General features: G+C 71.5%; 18 protein-coding genes. 13 read left to right on the plus strand and 5 right to left on the minus strand.

The annotated features are described in order from the left end of the window. The first annotated feature begins 19 nt into the window (after positions 1 to 19). Entirely contained in the window at positions 20 to 568 is a 549-nt protein-coding gene (locus tag KF910_RS02230) for a cytochrome b (RefSeq protein ID WP_292258584.1), read from the plus strand. After that, positions 565 to 1485 carry an L-threonylcarbamoyladenylate synthase gene (locus KF910_RS02235; RefSeq protein WP_292258585.1) on the plus strand — a complete coding sequence of 307 codons (921 nt, stop codon included), beginning with the start codon at positions 565 to 567 and terminating at the stop codon, positions 1483 to 1485. Before KF910_RS02230 ends, KF910_RS02235 begins: the two co-directional genes overlap by 4 nt. A gap of 154 nt (positions 1486 to 1639) precedes the next feature. Here the strand turns inward: KF910_RS02235 and KF910_RS02240 are convergent, their stop codons facing one another. The 4 genes from KF910_RS02240 to KF910_RS02255 form a co-directional block, all read right to left on the minus strand. Beyond that, positions 1640 to 2488, minus strand: a complete 849-nt coding sequence (locus KF910_RS02240; protein ID WP_292258586.1) for a 3-hydroxybutyrate dehydrogenase — start codon at positions 2486 to 2488, stop codon at positions 1640 to 1642. Between the two features lie 81 nt (positions 2489 to 2569). After that, positions 2570 to 3334, minus strand: coding sequence for a peroxide stress protein YaaA (gene yaaA / locus KF910_RS02245; RefSeq protein ID WP_292258587.1), 765 nt, complete (start codon positions 3332 to 3334; stop codon positions 2570 to 2572). A gap of 98 nt (positions 3335 to 3432) precedes the next feature. Further along, positions 3433 to 4188 (minus strand): pseudouridine synthase, encoded by a 756-nt coding sequence (locus tag KF910_RS02250; protein WP_292258588.1) that lies wholly within the window; start codon positions 4186 to 4188, stop codon positions 3433 to 3435. Then, positions 4188 to 4820: a DUF938 domain-containing protein gene (locus tag KF910_RS02255; RefSeq protein WP_292258589.1), complete on the minus strand. Its 633-nt coding sequence runs from the start codon at positions 4818 to 4820 to the stop codon at positions 4188 to 4190. Before KF910_RS02255 ends, KF910_RS02250 begins: the two co-directional genes overlap by 1 nt. A gap of 201 nt (positions 4821 to 5021) precedes the next feature. On the opposite strand from KF910_RS02255, the gene KF910_RS02260 reads away from it, so the two are divergent. Together KF910_RS02260 and KF910_RS02265 are read left to right on the plus strand one after the other, a co-directional pair. Next, on the plus strand, positions 5022 to 6866 hold the full coding sequence (locus KF910_RS02260) for a phosphoenolpyruvate carboxykinase (GTP) (protein WP_292258590.1): 1845 nt from the start codon (positions 5022 to 5024) through the stop codon (positions 6864 to 6866). 39 nt (positions 6867 to 6905) lie between these two features. Then, a complete protein-coding gene (locus tag KF910_RS02265; protein WP_292258591.1) occupies positions 6906 to 7910 on the plus strand; it encodes an NAD(P)/FAD-dependent oxidoreductase in 1005 nt (334 codons plus the stop codon). A gap of 12 nt (positions 7911 to 7922) precedes the next feature. On the opposite strand, the gene KF910_RS02270 is transcribed toward KF910_RS02265, so the two are convergent. Beyond that, positions 7923 to 8657, minus strand: coding sequence for a TonB family protein (locus tag KF910_RS02270; RefSeq protein ID WP_292258592.1), 735 nt, complete (start codon positions 8655 to 8657; stop codon positions 7923 to 7925). Between the two features lie 142 nt (positions 8658 to 8799). Between KF910_RS02270 and KF910_RS02275 the strand changes: the two genes are divergently transcribed. The 9 genes from KF910_RS02275 (at position 8800) to KF910_RS02315 (ending at position 14670) form a co-directional block, all read left to right on the plus strand. Continuing rightward, positions 8800 to 9606: a transglycosylase SLT domain-containing protein gene (locus tag KF910_RS02275; RefSeq protein ID WP_292258593.1), complete on the plus strand. Its 807-nt coding sequence runs from the start codon at positions 8800 to 8802 to the stop codon at positions 9604 to 9606. An 89-nt stretch (positions 9607 to 9695) separates the two neighbouring features. Beyond that, positions 9696 to 10838, plus strand: coding sequence for a DUF2336 domain-containing protein (locus KF910_RS02280; protein WP_292258594.1), 1143 nt, complete (start codon positions 9696 to 9698; stop codon positions 10836 to 10838). Between the two features lie 107 nt (positions 10839 to 10945). Beyond that, a complete protein-coding gene (locus KF910_RS02285; RefSeq protein ID WP_292258595.1) occupies positions 10946 to 11362 on the plus strand; it encodes a hypothetical protein in 417 nt (138 codons plus the stop codon). Positions 11363 to 11389: 27 nt separating this feature from the next. Further along, the gene (locus KF910_RS02290; protein WP_292258596.1) at positions 11390 to 11920 is read left to right on the plus strand and encodes an RNA polymerase sigma factor; all 531 of its coding nucleotides are present in this window, start codon (positions 11390 to 11392) and stop codon (positions 11918 to 11920) included. Next, entirely contained in the window at positions 11910 to 12221 is a 312-nt protein-coding gene (locus KF910_RS02295; protein ID WP_292258597.1) for a hypothetical protein, read from the plus strand. Before KF910_RS02290 ends, KF910_RS02295 begins: the two co-directional genes overlap by 11 nt. A gap of 148 nt (positions 12222 to 12369) precedes the next feature. Continuing rightward, positions 12370 to 12759, plus strand: a complete 390-nt coding sequence (locus tag KF910_RS02300; RefSeq protein ID WP_292258598.1) for a DUF6249 domain-containing protein — start codon at positions 12370 to 12372, stop codon at positions 12757 to 12759. A gap of 25 nt (positions 12760 to 12784) precedes the next feature. Continuing rightward, positions 12785 to 13339, plus strand: coding sequence for an RNA polymerase sigma factor (locus KF910_RS02305; protein ID WP_292258599.1), 555 nt, complete (start codon positions 12785 to 12787; stop codon positions 13337 to 13339). Next, positions 13329 to 13742 carry a hypothetical protein gene (locus KF910_RS02310; RefSeq protein ID WP_292258600.1) on the plus strand — a complete coding sequence of 138 codons (414 nt, stop codon included), beginning with the start codon at positions 13329 to 13331 and terminating at the stop codon, positions 13740 to 13742. The genes KF910_RS02305 and KF910_RS02310 overlap by 11 nt, the downstream gene beginning before the upstream one ends. 172 nt (positions 13743 to 13914) lie before the next feature. Next, entirely contained in the window at positions 13915 to 14670 is a 756-nt protein-coding gene (locus KF910_RS02315; protein WP_292258601.1) for a tetratricopeptide repeat protein, read from the plus strand. Positions 14671 to 14691: the final 21 nt, after the last annotated feature.

Here is a 14691-nt window from a genome sequence, read left to right on the forward strand (position 1 = left end):
GCGGCGAACCGGAGGACCCATGGCCGAACCGCGCGACCGATATTCCGCCGTCTCCCTGACGCTGCACTGGGCCATCGCCGCGCTGGTGGTCGGGCAGATCGTCCTGATCACACTGGCGGAGGGCGCCAGCGGGCCGGATCGCGGTCTGTGGATCATGCTGCACAAGTCCGGCGGGGCGACGATCCTGGTCCTGACCCTGTTGCGCCTGGGCTGGCGCGTCGCCCATCCGGCCATCCCCCTGCCGGTCTCGACACCGCGATGGCAGCGGGTTGCGGCGCGCCTCACCCATGTCGCCTTCTATGTCGTCCTGCTGGCCCTGCCGCTGACCGGCTGGCTGGCGGGATCGGCGGCGGGGCGCGGGTTCGAATACTATGGGCTGTTCGACTGGCCGCTTCTGCCCATCGGCGGCGGGCGTCCGCTGGCGCGCAGCCTGATGGACCTGCACCATGCCCTGCCCAAGCTGCTGTATGTCCTTCTGTTCCTGCATGTCGCAGGGGCGCTGAAGCATCAGTTGCTGGACCGCGACAATGTGCTGAGGCGGATGCTGCCCTTCCTGCCCGCGCGATGAGCGGAGACGGCGACGCGGCGGCGGTCACGGCCCTGGGGGCGGGCCGTCTGGTCATACTGCCGACCGAGACGGTCTATGGACTGGCGGCGGATGCGGGGAACGCCCAGGCCGTGGCGGCCATCTTCGAGGCCAAGGGAAGACCGCGCTTCAACCCCCTGATCGCCCACGTTTCCGATGCGGCCCAGGCCGAGGCCATCGCCCGGTTCGACGACCGGGCGCGACGCCTGGCTGAAGCCTTCTGGCCTGGACCCCTGACCCTCGTGGCGCCGGTCAGGGACCGCACGGCGGTATGCGATCTGGCGCGCGCGGGGCTGGACAGCGTGGCGGTGCGGGCGCCGGGCCATGCACGGGCGCGGGCGGTGATCGCCGCCTTCGGACGGCCGGTGGTGGCGCCGTCGGCCAACCGCTCGGGCCGGCCCAGCCCGACGACCTTTTCCGACGCGGTGGAGGAGACCGGCTTCGCGGCGGCTGCGGCCCTGGACGGCGGCGACTGCGCCGTGGGGGTGGAATCGACCGTGGTCTCGGTGCTGGACGGGCGGCTGGCCCTGTTGCGTCCCGGCGCGGTGACGCGCGAGGAGATCGAGGCCGTGGCCGGACCGCTGGACGGGGGCGGGGAGGGACACCGTTCGCCCGGCCGTCTGGCCCTGCACTATGCGCCCGACGCCCCGGTGCGGATCGAGGCGGATCAGGCGCGGCCGGGCGAGATCCTGCTGGGCTTCGGCCCGGGCGTCGGCGACCCGGCGTTCAGCCTCAGCCCCAGTGGCGACCTGCGCGAGGCGGCGGCTAATCTTTTCAGGCGGTTGCGAGAGGCGGATCGCCTGAAACCTGAAGGCATCGCCGTGTCGCCCATCCCCCGGACGGGTCTGGGCGAGGCGATCAACGACCGGCTGAGGCGCGCGGCGGGGTTCGTGGGATAGGTTTCCTTCTCCCGTTGGGAGAAGGTGGCGGGGCGGATGTCAGTCGGCGTAAGCCGTCACATCATCGGCTGACGGTCGACCCTCACCCTTTCGCCTTAGCCACTCGCTTCGCTCGCGGAGGCTCAAGCCCTCTCCCAGCGGGAGAGGGATGAGATCACTGCGCCGTCCAGCCGCCGTCGATGGAGAAGTGGGCGCCGTTGGCGGAGCCGCCCAGGTCGCTGGCCAGATACAGGAACATCCCCGCCAGCTGTTCGGTGGTGACGAATTTCTTGGTCGGCTGCGAGCCCAGGATGACGTCCTTCATCACCTGCTCCTTCGACAGGCCGCGCGTGCGGGCCTGGTCGGCGATCTGCTTCTCGACGATCGGGGTCTCGACATAGCCGGGGCAGATGGCGTTGCAGGTGATGTTGTCCTGGGCGACCTCAAGCGCGACGGTCTTGGTGAAGCCCAGGACGCCGTGCTTGGCCGCGACATAGGCCGACTTGAACGGGCTGGCGACCAGGCCGTGGGCCGAGGCGACATTGATGATCCGGCCGCGCCCCTGGGCCTTCATGATCGGGATGGCCGCGCGGGTGGCGTAGAAGACCGAGGACAGGTTGATGGCGATGATCCGTTCCCACTGGTCCGAGGGGAATTTCTCGACCGCCTCGACATGCTGGATCCCGGCGTTGTTGACCAGGATGTCCAGCCGGCCCAGCTGGTGCTTGGCGTAGGCGACCATGTCGGCCACCTCGTCGCCGCGGGTCATGTCGGCGGCGTGATAGCGGACGCGGACGCCGCAGGAGGCTTCCAGCTCGGCGCGGGTGCGTTCGATCTCGGCCGGGTCGCCCAGGCCGTTCAGCACGACATCGGCGCCGTGGGCCGCCGCCGCGCGGGCGAAGGCCAGGCCGATGCCCGAGGTGGAGCCCGAGATCACCGCCACCTGGCCCTTCAGGTCACCGTAGTCGCGGAAGGGAAGGGTCTGGTCGTCGGCGTCTCCGCCGCGCTTGGGCCACTGGAACATGGATCGTCCGGAAAAGGAGTCGTCTCTGGACCCGCAGCCTAGCGGGTCGGCGGGGCGATGGCGACAGGGGGGGGCGGAATTTCACCCTCTGGTGAATACCCACTCGGCCTCGGTGGAAAGCGCGGGCTGATGGACGTAGCCGTCGCGGTCGAAACCCTTCAGATCGTGGGACCGTTCGATCCGGTTCTCGATGATCCAGCGGGCCATGGCCCCGCGCGCCCGCTTGGCGAAGAAGGAGACGATCCGGGTCTCGCCGTCCTTGGCCTCACGGAAATGGCAGGTGACGACCGGCAGCTTCAGGGCGCGGGCGTCGACGGCGCCGAAATACTCCTGGCTGGCCAGGTTGATCAGCACGGGTTCGACATGACCCTCGGCGTCGGCGTTCAACTGCTGCGAGATGCGGTCGCCCCAATAGTCATAGAGGCTGGCGCCGCGCCGGGTCTTCAGCCGGGTTCCCATTTCCAGCCGATAGGGCTGGATGCGGTCCAGCGGCCGCAGCAGGCCGTAGAGACCCGACAGGATGCGAAGGCGATCCTGGGCCCAGTCGAGGTCGGCGGGCGACAGGCCGCGCGCGTCCAGCCCCTGATAGACGTCGCCGGCGAAGGCCAGGGCGGCCTGGACGCCGATGTCCGTCGCTTCCGGGTCGAAGGCCTTGAACCGGGCCTGGTTCAGCTTGGCCAGGTCGTCGGAAATCCCCATCAGCCGGCGCAGGTCGGCCTGGGTCTGTCGCCGCGCGGTCTTCAGCAGGGTCGCGGTCTCGTCGCGAAGGCGCGGCTGGGTCGCCGGCAGGTCGGCGGGTGGTTCGGTGAAGTCCAGCCGCTTGGCCGGTGACAGGACGATCAACATGGGCCGGCTGTCTAGGCCGGTTCGGCGACGGTTTGAAGGGTCGGCGCCGGGATCGTTATCGGGCGGGGTCAGGATGTGAGGAGGGGCGACGCCGGTATTTAGCCGACCAGCCTGGCCCGCTCCTCGGGCGTCAGCCGGCGCCAGCAGCCTTCGGGCAGGTCGCCCAGGTCCAGGGAGCCGATGCGGATGCGCTGGAGATCGGTGACGGTCAGGCCGACCAGGTCGCACATGCGGCGGATCTGGCGTTTGCGCCCCTCGCGCAGGATGAAGCGCAGGCGCTGCGGTTCGATCCGGGTGACCTTCGCCGGTTTCAGGACGCGGCCGTCCAGCGACAGGCCGTGACGCAACTGATCCAGCCTGCGCTCGGTGACGTCGCCCGAGACGCGGACCAGATATTCCTTGTCCAGGTCGGAGTCCGGCCCGATCACCGCCTTGGCCACCACCCCGTCGGACGACAGCAGCAGCAGGCCGCGCGAATCCTCGTCCAGCCGGCCGATGGGGGGAAGGGAGGCGTCCGAGGGCACGGCGCGCGAGCCGTCCATGGCGTTGGCGGCGGTCAGCAGGCGCACGGCCGGAACCTTGCCCGGCTCTGGCTGGCCCGAAACATAGCCCATGGGCTTGTGCAGGACGATGGTGACCGCCGCGTCCAGGGCGCCGGTCGCGCCGTCGTTCAGCGTCAGGGTCTGGCCCGGCAGGATCTTGCGGCCGGCGTCGGTGACGATCTCGCCGTCGATGCTGACCAGGCCGTCGGCGATCAGCCCCTCGGCCTCGCGCCGCGAACAGACGCCCGACTGGCCCAGCCATTTGTTGATCCGGACCGGCTCGGCGCCGTCATAGGTGCGGGTCCAGGCCATCAGACGCGCCGGAACAGAAGGCTGAGGTTATTGGCGGGCATGGCGACCCGCAGTGTGCGGGCCAGGCCGTGGTCTTGCGCCAGGGCGTCGACATCGGCGACGTCGCGCAGGCCCCAGGCGGGATCGCGCCGTTTCAGGTCGGCGTCGAAGGCCAGGTTGGACGGGGCGGTCTCCACGCCGGCTTCCCGATAGGGACCATACAGATAAAGCAGGCCGCCCGGCGCCAGGGCGCGCCCGGCCAGGGTCATCAGTCCCTGGGCCGCCGCCCAGGGACTGATGTGGATCATGTTGATGCAGACCAGGGCGTCGAACGGGCCGGCGGGCCAGGTCGCCGGGTCCAGGGCGTCGAGAGCCAGGGGCGGGGCCAGGTTGGGCGGCCCCTTCGCCCCGCGCCAGGCGGCGATGGAGGCGCGGGCCTCGGCGCCGGGGTCGCTGGGGGTCCAGTCCAGGCCGGGCAGGGCGGTCGAGAAGGCCAGGGCGTGCTGGCCCGATCCGGCCGCGATCTCCAGCACCCGGCCCCGCGCCGGAAGGTGGGCGCGCAGGATCGAAAGGATCGGCCCGGCGTTGCGCGCCGCCGCGGGCGAAGCCAGGGCGCCGTCGGGCGGGGCGGCGAAAGGATCTTGAGTCTGCACAGCGTTCCGATAGCCGCCGGAAGCGCGGGCGAAAAGTGCGCATCGACCACGGGCGGCCGCTCGCGCAGGGTTGAAACGTGCGCCGGTTGACGCGGCGTCGGCTTGGGTGTCTTAGGCCTGAAACATCGCGTGATGATCTCGCGCGGAGGAAGGGCCCAGGACGGCGCAAGACCGCCGGGCCGCACGTTCAGGAGCGTCATCGTGACTCAATCGATCCCCGGCCTTCATCCGGCCCCGACCCGCCATGCCCAGCTCGTCCAGTGGGTCGAGCAGATCGCGGCCCTGACCAGGCCCGCCCGCGTCCATTGGTGCGACGGGTCCGAGGCCGAGACGGCGGCGATCGCGGCGGACCTGATCGAGAAGGGGACGCTGAAGGCCCTGGACCCGGCCAAGCGGCCCGGCTGCTACTACGCCGCCTCGGACCCCAAGGATGTGGCGCGTGTCGAGAGCCGCACCTTCATCTGCTCGGAAAACGAGATCGACGCCGGCCCGACCAACAACTGGGCCGACCCGGCCGGAATGCGTGACCGGCTGGACGGGCTGTTCGACGGCTGCATGGCCGGGCGGACGATGTATGTCGTGCCCTTCTGCATGGGTCCGCTGGGGTCGAAGATCAGCGCCCTGGGCGTCGAGATCACCGACAGCGGCTATGTCGCCGTCTCGATGGGAGTCATGACCCGGATGGGCAAGGCGGCGCTGGACCTGCTGGGTGACGACGGCTCCTTCGTGCCGGCGGTGCACACCCTGGGGGCGCCCCTGGCCGAGGGCCAGGCCGATGTTCCGTGGCCCTGCAACGACGAGAAATGGATCGTCCATTTCCCCGAGACGCGGGAAATCTGGTCCTATGGCTCGGGCTATGGCGGCAACGCCCTGCTGGGCAAGAAATGCTACGCCCTGCGCATCGCCTCGATCATGGCCCGGGACGAGGGCTGGCTGGCCGAGCACATGCTGATCCTGAAGCTGACCAGCCCGGAGGGTCGGTCGAAATATGTGGCGGCCGCCTTCCCCAGCGCCTGCGGCAAGACCAACCTGGCCATGCTGCAGCCGGCCCTGCCGGGCTGGAAGGCCGAGACGATCGGCGATGACATCGCCTGGATGCGCTTCGGTGAGGACGGCCGCCTGTATGCGGTCAACCCCGAGGCCGGCTTCTTCGGCGTGGCGCCGGGCACCAGCCGCAACACCAACCAGAACGCCCTGGCGACCCTGACGCGCAACACCGTCTTCACCAATACGGCCCTGACCGCCGATGGCGACGTCTGGTGGGAAGGTCTGACCAAGGAAGCGCCCGAAGGCCTGACCAACTGGAAGGGCCAGCCGCACGATCCGGCCTCGGGCGAGCCGGCGGCCCACCCGAACTCGCGCTTCGCCGCCCCGGCGCACCAGTGCCCGACCATCGCCCCGGAATGGGAAGACCCCAAGGGCGTGCCGATCGACGCCATCCTGTTCGGCGGGCGCCGGGCCAGCGCGGTGCCGCTGGTGACCGAGGCCTTCGACTGGGAGCACGGGGTGTTCATGGGCTCGACCGTCGCCTCGGAAGGCACGGCGGCGGCCGAGAACAAGGTCGGCGAACTGCGCCGCGATCCTTTCGCCATGCTGCCCTTCTGCGGCTACAACATGGGCGACTATTTCGCCCACTGGCTGAAGATGGGCGAGGGCCGCGACCCGGCGAAACTGCCGCGCATGTTCTTCGTCAACTGGTTCCGAAAGGGCGACGACGGCAAGTTCGTCTGGCCCGGTTTCGGCGACAACGCCCGCGTCCTGAAGTGGATCGCCGAGCGGATCGACGGAACGGCCGAGGCCCTGGACACCCCGGTCGGCCGGGTGCCGTCGCGCGAGGCGCTGGACCTGTCCGGCCTGGACCTGAGCGAGGCGCAGCTGGAGACCCTGCTGACCGTCGACGCCGAGGTCTGGACCGAGGAGGCGGCCCTGATCCCGGAATTCTACGCCCAGTTCGAGGACCGGCTGCCGGCCGCCCTGTGGGGCCAGCACGAGGCCCTGACCCGTCGCCTGGACGAGGCGCGGGCCGCGGCCCTGGCGGCCGAATAGGGGCTTGATCCGGACGCCGCGCGGGTCGAAGGACCGGGCGTGGCGTCTTCAACGGACAGGGTGATCATCGGCGGCGGGGTGCTGGGCCTGTGCACGGCCGCCGTCCTGGCGCGGCGCGGCCATGCGGTGACCCTGGTTGATCCCGGCGGGCCCAACGCATCCTCGGTGGCGGCGGGCATGATCGCCCCGGCCATGGAGGCGGCGGTCGAGGCCGTCGATCCGGCCCGCGCCGAACTGTTCCGCGCCGCCGCCGCCCTGTGGCCCGCGTTCGCCGTCGAGCAGGGAATTTCTCTGGTCGAGGCCGACGCCGAGTGGCGCGGCGAGGGCGCCGAGGTGATCGCGCGACGGCTGAAGGCCCTGGGGTTCACAGCCGAGATAACCGCGACCGGGGTCCGGGCGCCGCAGGACATGCGGCTGTCGCCCGAGGCGGCGATGGCGCGCCTGGGCCGCCCCCTGAAGCGGATCGAAGGACGGGTCGCGCGGATCGCGCCGGACGGCGACGGCTGGCGGATGGAGCTGGATGACGGGCGCGGACTTCGGACCGATGGTCTGGTCCTGGCCCTGGGCGTCGGAGCGCCGCCGGAAGGACTGCCGGCCGGGGCGCGGGCGGCCGTGGAGGCGGTGCGGCCGGTGCGGGGCCAGATCGGTCGGATCGCCGAGGCCCTGAGCGACCGGACGCTGAGGGGGTCGGGCGGCTATGTCACCCCGGTGGATGGGGGCGTGGTCCTGGGCGCCACCATGGAGGAGGGGCGGCGCGACCTGACGCCCGACCCCGATGTCGCGGAACGGCTGCGCCGGGCAGGCGAGACCCTGCTGGGGCGGCCGCTGGACCCGTCCGTGATCGACTGGCGGGTGGGGGTGCGGGGGGCGTCGCCGGACGGCCTGCCCCTGACGGGCCTGGTCGCGCCGGGCCTGGCCGCGGCCCTGGCGCCGCGTCGCAACGGCTGGCTGATGGGGCCGCTGGTCGGGACGGTGGTCGCCGACGCCCTGGAGGGCCGCGCGCCGCGCGAGGCGGCGGCGGCCCTGGACCCGCTCAGGATCTGACGACGGTCGGTCTCACCGATCCGGCAGGGTGAAGCGGACCCCGACATCGACCCGGGCGCCGTCGATCGAACGCCCGTTCACGGCGCCGGGGTTCATGCGGAAATAGCGGCTGAGCCCCAGGGCCGCGCGGCCGAAGCCGTAGCCGCCCGGCGATTCACTGACCACCGAGCACTGGGTCAGGGTCCCGTCCAGCCGCACCGCGCATTGCAGGGTGGCGGCGCCCTCGACCCCAGCCGTCATGGCGCGGTTCGGATAGGCGTTCATCAACTGGGCCGCGTTCGGCTTGCGCTGCCAGCTGGGCCGGGTGATCACCGTCATGATCGGCGCCGGGTCGGCCGGGGCCGCGGCCAGGCCTTCCGAAGCAGGCGGAACCGGATGGGTCAGGTTGATGACCGGCCCCACCACAGGCCCGGGCGTTTCCACCGGCGGGACGTTCAGCACCTCGGTCGGGGTCGAGACCGGCGTCGAGGCGTGGATCGGCGGGTTGGGCGCCGGAGGCGGCGGATTGTCGATCGGCTTGGGCGGCGTGGGCCGGGGCGCCATGAACACCTCGATAGGCGGGCCGTCGGGCAGGGGGGCGGGTTCGGCGATCTGGAACCTCTGGGTATAGAGGGCCACGCCGACGGCGCCGTGCACCACGACCGAGGCGCCGATGGCCACCCAGGCCCAGCGCGGCAGGGGCTTCCTGCGGTCGCCGAAATCGATGGGGCTGACCAGTCCCGGTCCGCCCGCGGTCTTCATCATCATGGCCGTCACTCCCGCTTGGAGCCCCCACAGCCAAGGCTGAGGGTGGCGCTGACCTTGCGGCAAGTTTGTGTCCGGCTGAGCCGTTAATGCAGCTGTTAACGATTCAGGATTGGTTAACCATGTTCGCCCAGCGTCCGGCACGATGACCGTAGGCGCGATTCCATCGTCGACAGGGGTTGAGGCCGCCATCCGGCGGGCGGCCGACGTCACCGGCGTGGATTTCGACTTCCTGGTCCGGACGGCGCGCCGCGAGAGCGCCCTGAACCCCCAGGCCAAGGCGCGGACATCCTCGGCGGCGGGGCTGTTCCAGTTCATCGAACAGACCTGGCTGGCCACGGTGAAGGCTTCGGGCGCGCGACACGGCTATGGCCAGTACGCCGACCTGATCCATCGCGGCGGCGACGGCCGCTGGCGGGTCGAGGGATCGGCGCGGAACGTCGTGCTGGACCTGCGTTTCGACCCGCGCGCCGCCTCGACCATGGCGGCCGAGCTGACGGCGTCGAACGCGGCCTATCTGCGTGGGCGGACGGGGCGCGAGCCGGGCGCGGGCGACCTCTACGCCGCCCATTTCCTGGGGCCGCAGGGGGCGGCGCAGCTGATCCAGGCGGTGACGACCCGGCCCGGCGCCAGCGCCGCCGGCCTGTTCCCCGATGCGGCGGCGGCGAACCGGCCGATCTTCTATCGCGAGGGTCGCCCGGCGACGGTGGCCGAGGTCTACGCCAATCTGCAACGCACCGCCGGGGCCGGCGCCCCGGCGTCGGGCGCCGGGGAGGGAACCGAGACGCCCGGCCTGACCGAGGCGCAGAAGGGTCTGGCGGCGCGGCTGGATCGCCTGCGCCAGGATCAGAGCCTTCTGGCCCTGCTGCTGGGCCAGCCGGGCGAGGGCGGCGGGGTGGGGGGCGGCTTCGGCGGCGCCTTCGGACCCACGCCGCCAAACGATCAGGTCTGACCCCTGGCGCGGTTCGCGTTTGGTGAACCGCCCGTTAAGCATGGCGGGATGATGCTGACGCCAATGCGATTCTGCCCTGAGAGCCGCCCATGACCGCCTATCGCGCCCGCCTGACGGACGCCGACATCCGCCGCCTGATCAAGGCCGGCGACGACGACGACCGCGCCGCCGCGGCGCACAAGCTGTGCCGCAGCATGGATCGGGACGACCTGACCGAGGCGGACCGGGCGGCGGCCCAGAAGATCCTGCGCGTCCTGGCCGAGGATGCGGCGGAGCTGGTGCGGCGCGCCCTGGTGGTGACGCTGAAGGCCTCGGACCTGGTGCCGCGCGACGTGGCGCGGCGGCTGGCGGCGGACATCGACAGCATCGCCCTGCCTCTGATCGGGGCCTGTCCGGCCTTCACCGACGACGACCTGATCGAGATCGTCCGCGCCGGGGCGCCGCTGCGCCAGGCGGCGGTGGCCTCGCGGCCCCGGGTCAGCCGTGACGTGGCCGATGTCCTGGCCGAGGTCGGATGCGAGGCGGCGGTGCGGACCCTGGCGGCCAATGACAACGCCGACCTGTCCGAGGCCGCCCTGGGCCGGGTGGTCGATCGGTTCGGCGCCTCGGGAGAGGTGGTGGCGGCCGTCGCCTATCGCCGCGTCCTGCCGCTGGAGATCACCGAGCGGCTGGTGGCCCTGGCCTCAGACGCGGTGCGCGAGCATCTGCTGACCCGGCACGCCCTGGCGCCGGAAGCGGCGATCCGGCTGGCGGAATTCTCGCGCGAGCGGGCGACGGTGGACCTGGTGGACCAGGCCGCGGCCTCGCCGGACCTGACCCGGTTCGTGGCCCAACTGAGTGCGCGCAAGGCCCTGACGGCGTCTCTGCTGCTGCGCGCCCTGGCGCGGGGGCAGATGACCTTTGTCGAACATGGGCTGGCCGAACTGGCCGGAACGCCGCATTCGCGCGCCTGGCTGATGGTGCATGACGCCGGGCCGCTGGGGCTGAAGGCGATCTATGACCGAGCGGGCCTGCCGCCGCGCCTGTTCCAGGCCTTCCGCGCCGGTGTGGACGTCTGGCGCGAACTGCAGGCCGAGGGCGCCGACACCACCGGGGAGGTGTTCCGCGAGCAGATGCTGCAGCGCTTCCTGACCCAGAGGCCCAATGTCTCGCGCGACGACCTGGCCTATCTGCTGGAGCGGCTGGATCGGCCGGCCGAACCGGGCGCCGCCCGCGCCGTGGCCGCGGCCTGATCGGCGGCGCCGGGAAAAATCATCGTCCGGCTGCATCCGCCGGGGGCATCGGCGGCGACTGAACCACGAGACGCCCCGCAACGGCGGCGGCGCAGGAGGATGAGACGATGGAAGACCTGTTCCGTTCCTACTGGTGGCTGCTGTTCCCCATGGCCTGGTTCGTGGTCGGGGCCTTCAGCAGTTTCCTGAACTATCGCCGCCAGCGCGAGACGCTGAACCTGCTGAAGACCTACGCCGAACGCGGGCAGGAGCCGCCCGAGGCGCTGCTGAAGGTCCTGGACCGGCCGATCGACAGCGAGACCGAGTTCTGGAACGGCCGTTCGAACCGGAATGGGGCCAGTGAGGGCCAGTGGTTCTCGGTGGTCCTGTTCGGCCTTTTGGCCGCCGGCTTTGGCTACGCCAGCTGGAGCGATATGTATGGCGCCGGGCAGGCCTTCCTGATCGTCGCCTTCGTGCTGGGTTCGTTGTGCCTGGCCTGTCTGGTCTCGGCCCTGATGCGGCGCGGCCGGGCGCGGAAGGGCTGAGGCCGGGTTCAGTCGGGGCGCGGGGCCGTGGACCCGGACGAACAGTGGGTTCGGCAGGCCCAGGCCGGTTCGGACGCCGCGTTCGCGCGGCTGGTGACGCGCCATCAGTCGGCGGTGCGGGGGTTCCTGCGGCGGGTTCTGGGCGGCGGCTGGGCCGAGGCGGACGACGTGGCCCAGGAGGTGTTCCTCGCCGCCTGGCGCAATCTGCGGGGGCTGAAGGACCCGGCCGGGATGCGGGCCTGGCTGCTGGGCATCGCCTGGCGGCGGGCCCAGGACCGGATCCGCGCCGGCCTCCGGTCGGCGGCCCGCGACGCGGCCTGGCTGGAGACGCGGGCGACGACCGGTCGGCGGTTCGACGACGAGCGGCTGGCCCTGAACGACGCCATGGCGCAATTGGCGCCGGATGCGCGGGCCTGTGTGGCCCTGTGCCTGGGCGACGGCTGGTCCCATGCGGAGGCGGCCGAGGCGCTGGGCTTGCCCCTGGGCACGGTGAAGTCGCATGTTGCGCGAGGACGCGCGCGTCTTCTGGAAGCGCTCGGAGGCTCCGATGACGGCTGAAGACAGGCTGGAACGATGGCTGGCGGATCAGGCTCCGCCCACGCGCGACCTGGCGTTCGAGGCCGCGGTGGCCGAGCGGATCGCGCGGCGACGGGCCTGGGCCACGGCCGGGGCCCTGACGCCGTGGGCCGTGGCGGCGGGCGCGGCCCTGTGGGGGCTGCAGCCGGTGGCGGCCGATCTGGGCCGCAGCCTGGGGCCGGCGATGGGCCAGGCCCTGGCGCCGGCGGGGGCCATGCTGGTGCTGGGCGCGGTGACGGCGGCGACCGCCCTGGGCGCGGCGCGGCGGTTTGTGCGGCGGTGACGCGCCCCGCGACAGGACGGACGTCCGTTCCTGTCCGATTTTTCATCTTCGGGGACGCATCCGCGGGCGCGGGTCGCCGCCTCTTGTCTTCAGAAGGCCCGGACATCGTGACCGGGCGAGAGACCATCAGAGCTAAGGACGTCCCCTCATGGAAGACTTCATCCCGATCGTCGCCATCCTGGCTATCTTCGGCAGCCTGACCGCCATCTTCGTCGGCCCCGCCTATCTGCGGACGCGCGAAAAGCGCGATGTTCAGAAGACCGTGCGCGCCGCTATCGACAAGGGCCAGCCCCTGCCGCCCGAAGTCATCGACGCCCTGTCGAAGGAGGCGGCCCGCAACCTGCCGTCGCGCACCCGCGACATCCGGCGGGGGATCATCTGGCTGGCCAGCGGCGCCGGCATCGCCCTGTTCTCCCTGGTCAGCGATTTCGGCTGGAGCGACGGGGTGGACACCGGCCTGCTGGGCCTGGCCTGCATTCCCGCGACGGTGGGCGCGGCCTATCTGATCCTGAGCGTCTTCAACCAGGACAAGGCCTGAGGCGGGAGGGCGGGAGTATCGACCGATGTCTCCGTCCCTGAGGGACCTGCACGATGTCGAGCTGGCCGCCCTGGCGGCGGCCGGCGGCCGGCGCGAGTTCGGCGAGCTGGTGCGGCGTCACGGCTCGGCCGTGCGGGGCCTGTTGCGCCGCATGGGCGCCGAGCCGGCCCTGGCCGACGACGTGGCCCAGGACGCCTTTCTGCAGGCGTTCGAGAAGTCGGCCGAGTTCCGCGGCGATGGGCCTTTCGCCGGCTGGGTCAAGCGGATCGCCGCCCGGCTCTACCTGAAACGGCGGGCCAAGGAGGCGCGCTATACGGCCCAGAGCGAGGTTGAGGAGGCCGCGCCCGCGGTCGATTCCGTCGGCCATATGGACCTGGATCAGGCGCTGAAGGCGCTGAGCGAACCCGAGCGGCTCTGCGTCTCCCTGTGCCACGGCGCCGGACTGTCCCATCCGGAGATCGCCGCCGCCATGAATTTGCCGCTCGGAACGGTGAAGTCCCATGTCAAACGTGGTCTGGATAAACTCCGCGCCCGGCTTCAGCCGGAAGCTGCGTCCGGGAGGGTCGCCCATGTCGGCTGACGAATTCGATCCCGCCATCGAACGCCTGTTCGCCCAGGCGCCCCGGATGGCCGACGCCGACCTGTTCGCCGTCGAGGTGGAGACCCGTCTGGCTTCGCGATCGCGCATCCGGGGCGTGGTCCTGGCCCTGGCCGGGCTGGCCGGCGGAGCGGTGGCCGTGCGCGAGACCCTGAGCGTCAACCTGGAGCATGCCGAGGCCCTGCTGACCGGCCGGGCGCTGGGCCAGGGATCGCAGGCGGCCCTGGCTGCGGCCCAGTCGGATGTTCAGTCGACCCTGGATCGGCTGGGCCTGGCCGGGATCAGCCTGGGGTCGCTGGGTGCGATGCAGCTGTTCTGGATCACGGCGGCGGCGCTGGTCGCGCTGACGGCCGCGGCGGCGGTGAAACTGTCCCAGGAGGCCTAGAGTCGGCATCGGACTTGCGCCGCCGATATGCGGGCGCGCCGTTTTCCTGCCGAAGTCCCGACCTAGGTGACGAAAAAGCCGGTCCGGCCGCAGTCGTCCGCGTTGCGGCGGCGGTTGCGAGCCTCTAGGGTCGCGCCGGTCTGCAATCTGCGAGTTTTTGGGGCGATATTCCGTGGTTGATGTCTTCGAACAGGTCGAGGAAGACCTTCGTTCCGAACGCTATCGGCGCCTGGCGCGCACCTGGCTGCCGATCGTCGGCGGCCTGCTGACGCTGGCCCTGGTGGCGGCCCTGGCCTGGTGGGGCTGGGACAGCTGGCAGACCGCGCGCGCCGACAAGGCCTCGACCGCCTATGATCGCGGCCTGGAAGCGCTGCAGGGCAATAATCTGGCCGGCGCCGACACCGCCTTCACCGAGGCCGCGTCCGGCGGCGGCGCCTATCGCGTCCTGGCCCTGTCGCAGCGCGCCGAGATCGCGCTTCAACGCAACAACAAGACCGAGGCGATCGGCTATCTGGACGAGGCCGCCAAGGCCTCGCGCGACCCGCTGCTGTCCGACCAGGCCGCCCTGAAGGCCGCCTTCCTGGTGATGGAGGGCAAGATGACCGACGCCCAGTTCGCCGACCTGCAGAAGCGTCTGGAGCCCCTGGCCAAGGAAGGCCGCCCCTTGCGCGCCTTCGCCCAGGAGGCCCTGGCCATGGCCCAGCTGCAGATGGGTCAGACCCAGGCGGCGCGGTCGACCTTCGTGCAACTGCAACTGGGCCAGGACGTCTCTGACCAGGTGCGCCAGCGCGCCCAGGCGGCCGTCGACGCCATCGATTCCGGCGTGGCCGCGGCCCTGCCTCGGGTGATCGACGCCATGGCCGCCGTGCCTGCGCCCGCCGCCCCGCCCGCGCCGACCGCCGCCCCGGCGGCGACGCCCGCCCCCTGATGCCGTTCGGATCGACAGCGA

The organism is Brevundimonas sp. (assembly GCF_019636155.1).
Taxonomy (GTDB): Bacteria; Pseudomonadota; Alphaproteobacteria; order Caulobacterales; family Caulobacteraceae; genus Brevundimonas.